This window comes from Glycocaulis sp., assembly GCF_051859565.1.
In the GTDB taxonomy this organism is placed as follows: Bacteria; Pseudomonadota; Alphaproteobacteria; order Caulobacterales; family Maricaulaceae; genus Glycocaulis.
In genome coordinates this window covers 1-5,422 of the sequence record NZ_JBHYFK010000015.1, presented here as the reverse complement: position 1 = coordinate 5,422, position 5,422 = coordinate 1, and the positions used below count along the sequence as shown (strand labels likewise).

General features: G+C 61.2%; 8 protein-coding genes. 2 read left to right on the top strand and 6 right to left on the bottom strand.

The window, feature by feature from the left end:
- Positions 1 to 23: 23 nt before the first annotated feature.
- From ACTIGC_RS13490 to ACTIGC_RS13475, 4 genes are all read right to left on the bottom strand, one after another.
- The gene (locus ACTIGC_RS13490) at positions 24 to 509 is read right to left on the bottom strand and encodes a hypothetical protein (RefSeq protein WP_439634909.1); all 486 of its coding nucleotides are present in this window, start codon (positions 507 to 509) and stop codon (positions 24 to 26) included.
- A 23-nt stretch (positions 510 to 532) separates the two neighbouring features.
- Entirely contained in the window at positions 533 to 901 is a 369-nt protein-coding gene (locus ACTIGC_RS13485; protein WP_439634908.1) for a hypothetical protein, read from the bottom strand.
- Complete coding sequence (locus tag ACTIGC_RS13480) at positions 901 to 1,107, bottom strand: helix-turn-helix transcriptional regulator (protein ID WP_439634907.1); 207 nt, start codon at positions 1,105 to 1,107, stop codon at positions 901 to 903. The genes ACTIGC_RS13485 and ACTIGC_RS13480 overlap by 1 nt, the downstream gene beginning before the upstream one ends.
- 213 nt (positions 1,108 to 1,320) lie before the next feature.
- Positions 1,321 to 2,010: a hypothetical protein gene (locus tag ACTIGC_RS13475; protein WP_439634906.1), complete on the bottom strand. Its 690-nt coding sequence runs from the start codon at positions 2,008 to 2,010 to the stop codon at positions 1,321 to 1,323.
- Between the two features lie 106 nt (positions 2,011 to 2,116).
- Here ACTIGC_RS13475 and ACTIGC_RS13470 point away from each other — a divergent pair, with 106 nt between their 5' ends.
- Positions 2,117 to 2,782 (top strand): XRE family transcriptional regulator, encoded by a 666-nt coding sequence (locus ACTIGC_RS13470; protein WP_439634905.1) that lies wholly within the window; start codon positions 2,117 to 2,119, stop codon positions 2,780 to 2,782.
- Positions 2,783 to 2,864: 82 nt separating this feature from the next.
- Here ACTIGC_RS13470 and ACTIGC_RS13465 read toward each other — a convergent pair whose 3' ends face one another.
- Positions 2,865 to 3,173 carry a hypothetical protein gene (locus tag ACTIGC_RS13465; RefSeq protein WP_439634904.1) on the bottom strand — a complete coding sequence of 103 codons (309 nt, stop codon included), beginning with the start codon at positions 3,171 to 3,173 and terminating at the stop codon, positions 2,865 to 2,867.
- Positions 3,170 to 5,035, bottom strand: a complete 1,866-nt coding sequence (locus ACTIGC_RS13460) for a glycoside hydrolase family protein (protein ID WP_439634903.1) — start codon at positions 5,033 to 5,035, stop codon at positions 3,170 to 3,172. Before ACTIGC_RS13460 ends, ACTIGC_RS13465 begins: the two co-directional genes overlap by 4 nt.
- Before the next feature lie 76 nt (positions 5,036 to 5,111).
- Here ACTIGC_RS13460 and ACTIGC_RS13455 point away from each other — a divergent pair.
- A partial coding sequence (locus ACTIGC_RS13455; RefSeq protein WP_439634902.1) for a transposase occupies positions 5,112 to 5,422 on the top strand: 311 nt, incomplete at its 3' end.

Genomic DNA, 5,422 nt, shown 5'->3' with positions numbered 1-5,422 from the left:
GGCGATGGGGGCCAGTGCGGTCATTAGCTGCTCCCCTGCGGGACGATCGCCACCTTCAGCGCGCCGGTCTTCACGGTGCGCGCGGGCTCGAACCCCTTGCGCCAGGCCTCAGGCAAGGCGGCGTATCTGCGCTCGGCGACCGACAGCTTGGTGTCGATGAACTCGCCCGGGTCCTCGCCGGAGGCCGCGATATTGGCGGCGATGCGTGCGAGCTTTGCCTGATCCCATTCGACCCGCTTGGGCCGGTCGGCGATCACGGTCAGGCCCTCATCATCGAACCGGACCGTGCCCGTATCGCGGCCATCGCAGCGCAGGGCCTCGAGCGCGCGTTCGCCATAGCGCGCCTCAAGGGCGCCGCTCAGACGCGCGGACAGCGTCTTGAGGCGGGCGGAGGCTTCGGCCAGCTCGCCCTGGAGGTCTGCGAGCATTGCGGCGGGAAGCGCGGCGATCTCCCCGCGCGAGAGGTTCGCCAGATCCTCAAGACCGGGCGCGTTGGCGTGGTTCTCCATGGGAGGTCTCCTGTGTTGGGGGGTCATGCGGCCTCGCTCATCGCCAGAAGCGTGTTGAGGCGCACCGGCGCGGCGGCCGGGCGCGGCCTTGCGATGGCGACATAGGCAAAACAGTCAGGCCCGATGCGCACCTGAACCAGATGGACGAGACCTTCGTGGAAGGCGCGATGGGCGCCCGCCGCGAGCGCTTCAAGCCGGCGCCGGTCAGGCCCGGGCAGTTTCGAGATGCCCGCCATGGCGTCGATGACCAGAAAGCCGCGATGGTATTCCAGCCAGGCGCCGGGCTCGGCCTGCGCGATCCACGCGCACAGCTCCACATCACTGATGGCGCCAGCGGGGCGGCTGAAAAACGAGACCGGCTGCATGGCGCGCGATATTGAATGGCGCGTCATCACGCCGCTCCACGCGTGACATGTGCAGTGCTCTCGCGGGCCTGTTCGTGCTCGAACGCCTCGACGTCTTCGAGGCGATAGACCACCCGGCCGCCCAGCTTGATGTAGACCGGGCCTTCGCCCGACCAGCGCCAGCGCTCAAGCGTGCGGTGGCTGATGTTCCAGCGCGCAGCCAGGTCGATCTGGTTGAGGTGCCTTGTGGCCACCTGTGTCTCCATTGGCTCTGGTGAACCTGTGGAGAGGATGGCAGAGGACGATGCACGCGTCGTGGGGATCGCAGGAGGATCGCAGGGGGATCAAATAGGACTTTTATGGCCCCCACAAGGGGATGGGCTGGGGGATGAGTGGGGGATGGCTGGGGGATGAACCCGTGCACCAACCGTAAAACCCGAGATGTTTGGTGATCTTGCGCAGGGGGATCAGGAAAATTCCATGTTGAGCCGGTAACGCCCGCGACGGTCGGACTGGATCAGTTTGCGCCACCCGGACTGTGTCTTGAACAGATCAGACATCCTCGTGCAGCAAGACCCCGCTTCAGCCAGCACCACCTTGCCATGGCGCCAGGGGCTTCCATCCATCGCGGCCCGATGAAGAATGCCAACCACACGCGCCTGGATGGGGCCCAGCATATAGACATGATCGCCCAGGGCGACCTGGCTGAAATCGTGTCGTTTCTCGGTGATGACCTCGCGCGTGCGCCCGATTGCGCCAAGACCGTGCCGGGATTCAGCGCGATCGCGCTCATCACGGCGAACGACCAGCTCGTCCTTCCTGATCACGATGCCCTCTTCAGGCTGGCGCACCATGCAGTAACGGCGCTCGGGCGTGTCAAACCAGCCGGTGCGAACAGCGCCCTCGCGCAGGGCGCGATAGGCGTCCTGAGCGCGCACGTCCTGCAGCCCATGGAAAACGCCGTACTCCTCGGGGATGGAGCACCATTGGCCCTCCTCCACTTCCTCATAGCAGCCCTGCTCCAGGCGCACGCCGTACAGGCGCACGGAGACCTTGAGCAGGCCGTTCTCCGCCAGATAGACCAGATCGCGGTGCGCCATGCCCCACCGCTCCTCAAGCTCGTCCAGAGCGAAATAGTCCTTCTCGATCCTGGCCATCACGCAACGCTCGCCATCCGGTTTTTGTTCATGCTATGTTCTATTCGCTTGACGCGGACGAAGCAATCCTCTTTTATCCACAGGCTCCGCAGACAGGATGGGACACATGCACGCCACACTTGCCGACAGGCTCAGAGCTCGCACCCGCCAGCTCGGCATGAACGCCCGGGAGGTCGCCGAGCAGGCGCGCGTCAACCGGTCCTTCGTCTACGACATCATGCGCGGACGATCCGAACAGCCCAACGCAGCCAAGCTCGACAAGGTCGCCGCCGTCATCAAGGTGGATCGCAACTGGCTTTTGCATGGCAAGGGTGAAATCGAAGGCGAGACGCCTCTTCTGGACACGGCGGACGCGTTTGTCGCCATTCCCTGCGTTGAGGTCACCGCATCCATGGGAGGCGGGCGGATCACGGCCGATGAGGTCGAGAACGGCGAGCCCTATCATTTCAAGAGCTCGTGGATCACCCATCGTCTGCGCGCCGATCCCGCTGACCTCAGGATCATGCATGTGGAGGGCGACAGCATGATGCCGAGCCTTCATGACGGGGACGTGGTGCTGGTCGATACCGCGCGCGCCCTTCCAACACCGCCGGGCGTTTTCGTTCTGTTCGACGGCATCGGCCTGGTGGCCAAACGTCTCGAACACATTCCAAATTCTGACCCGCCGCGCGTACGCATAATCTCCGACAACGCCTTCTACTCGCCCTACGAGCGCACCGCCGGGGAGATCAAGATCATCGGCCGGATCCGCTGGTTCGGGCGGGAGATATGAGCACCAGCCACGTCATCATCCGCAGTGAGAACGGCCGCCAGCATGAGGCGGACTTCCCGGACGCCGGGATCGCGGTTTGCCATCAACGCGGCTGGCCGCGTCCATCAAGCTGGACAAGGATGAGCGCCCATAGCGCCACGCCGCTGAGCAGTCGACTGACGATCACATACGCCTGGTCCAACCCAGGAGGTGACCCCAGAAAACCGAGCACGATCATCACAGTCATGAATCCGGCTGCGGTAGCCTGAAGCGCCAGCAGCTGATGCCTAAGGAGTAGCATTGGAAAGATGTAGAATAGGCCGTGGCTGAACCCAAGCGGCGTCCATCCCTCGGTCAGCAGGATAGCCAGCGAGATCACAAAAACCGCCAGAAACAAAGCTATGCGTTTCATGTCTCGGTTCCGGCGTTCATGATCACATAGTCGCCGCCGTCGGCGAAGAACAACGCAGCTTCCGCTGCCCGGCGCTTCACCCGTCTCTGACCGAGCGACATGCCTGCATCTCCGATAAAGGAATCGTGCAGGCGAAGTGCATTTGCCGCCCCTTTGAAGTCACCCTGATTGAGTCTAGACATAATCCTAGAGCGCAGAAGCGCCTCGAGGCCATTTTGATGAACAAAGGACACTAGCGCAGCCATCTGCGATTCAGAAATAGGCACATCCACGACAGCCCTCAAATCGATTTCGATTTGCCTTAACTCCCGACGCAAATACTGCAGTGCTTCGATCTGACTAATTTCAAGATCGAAGACCTGATCGCACGGATGCAAGGGGCGCGCATAGCCGATAAAGGAACAGTCATTCATGCGCGTCGCACGGGAGCGAAAGGGCTCGAAGCTGAGCACCAGTTCACGCGCGCTTATACCATCGTCCTCGACCAGAAACAGGAAGGCCTCAAGCTGGCGCCGGCTTTCCAAGCCGCGTAGAGGGCTCATACCCACGCCAGGCACGCGCGCATGAACCCAGCGCAGGAATTCAGCCGCAGTGACAGACTGGATATCGCTATTGATCAAGCGGAGCAGGGTGGAGTTGCTAAACGCTTCGCCACCGATGTTGAAGACGAGTGAAATCAGTGCGTTGCGTTGATTGTCTGTAAGCGGGCGGGTGACAGCAGCATCAACGGCGCTGGCGGCAGTATCGATATCTTCCATGAGAAGCTCGATAGCGCGATCAAAGCTTATGACATTACCAGGCCGGGCCTCCCGGCCTGTATGGCCAAAACCAATGGTCGGCACGCCGGCAGCGTCGAGATAAGTGGTGCTGCGGAAGGCCTCGAACATCTGGATCAGTTCGACCACGGACTGCCCGCTGCGGTTGGCGACTGCACCCACTCCCCCATTCGGGCTGGCGTGCAGGTCATCCGCCATCCTGCCCAAGGCGTCATCGCTCTCCTCTGTCAATGCAAGCGGCGCCAGTTCGGCTCTCGGGGCGAGCGCCCGGATCATGCGACTCCGGTCGAAGATTACTGGCGTTATTAGCCCCGCGGAGCGCTCGAACACGCTCAGGCTGGCCATTTCGAGGGCCTCGGACAGATTGGTTTCCCCGAGAATATTCAAACTGATGAGCGTAGAAGTGAAGATTGTCTCACGAGCTTGGGGATCCGCACCGAACCTGTAGAGAAGACGCGGCCCAGCAGGGTCCAACTGGTGGAATGCCTGGGTGTCAATAGCTATCGGGCCGCCTCGATCACTGATCGCCACCACCACGCTGTCGGGTACGTCCAAAGCTTCAAAGCCAGTACCCGCGCTGCCAGGCGGAAGGCCCAGAAACCCTGTGACGCCTTCTGTTTCCAAAATTATCGTAGTGCTGGATGCACCCCGGCCTAACGGATGGCTCCAAGCCTCCTCAATTCGCATCCCGCATTCTGCGTACTGTACAACAGGCGGCCGTTCAGCATCTATTGGCAACAGGAAAAGCGTCCCTTGGCAGGGGATAACGTGACCGGCAAAGTATATAAACGCCTCGGCGCCATCCTCGGTAAGTCGCCCGAGGATATCTACTGCGCGGCGTAATTCACTCTTATTGGGGTTCAGCAAGGGTCCGTTTCCGATCAGAGCATAACCGGCCTGCTCAGCCATAAGGGCCATGGAGCGCGCATTATCAGCATAGCCCGGGCGCACCGGCAGGCTTCGATATTGCCCAGCTCCAATCACCAGTGCATAGCGCGCCTGCCCCCTGTCGGGCTGCGACATCATTACAGGGGGATTATAGGCCAAGTAACCAACTGCCCCAAGAATAATAATAAATACAGACAAAGAGGATGCTGTTATCAATCTTGAAATCATATAATTTGGGGCTGTCCCAGATGTCTGAGACATCTAGGATGGCGGGATGCGGCTAAAGCATTCAAGGCTCACACATAATCAGACCAACCGGCTGATCGAACACTTTGTGGCGGGGACGCCGGCTCGAACAGCGTCTGCTTTGATTGGTGTGAACAAGGACACTGCGGCGACCTTCTATCACCGGCTGCGCACCGTCATCGCCGAGAATCTGGCGGCTGAAGCGGGCGAACTGGCCGGCGAGGTCGAAGTCGACGAAAGCTATTTCGGCGGGGTGCGCAAAGGAAAGCGCGGGCGCGGCGCAGCAGGCAAAATCCCCGTATTCGGGCTGCTCAAGCGCGGCGGCCAGGTCTTCGTCCT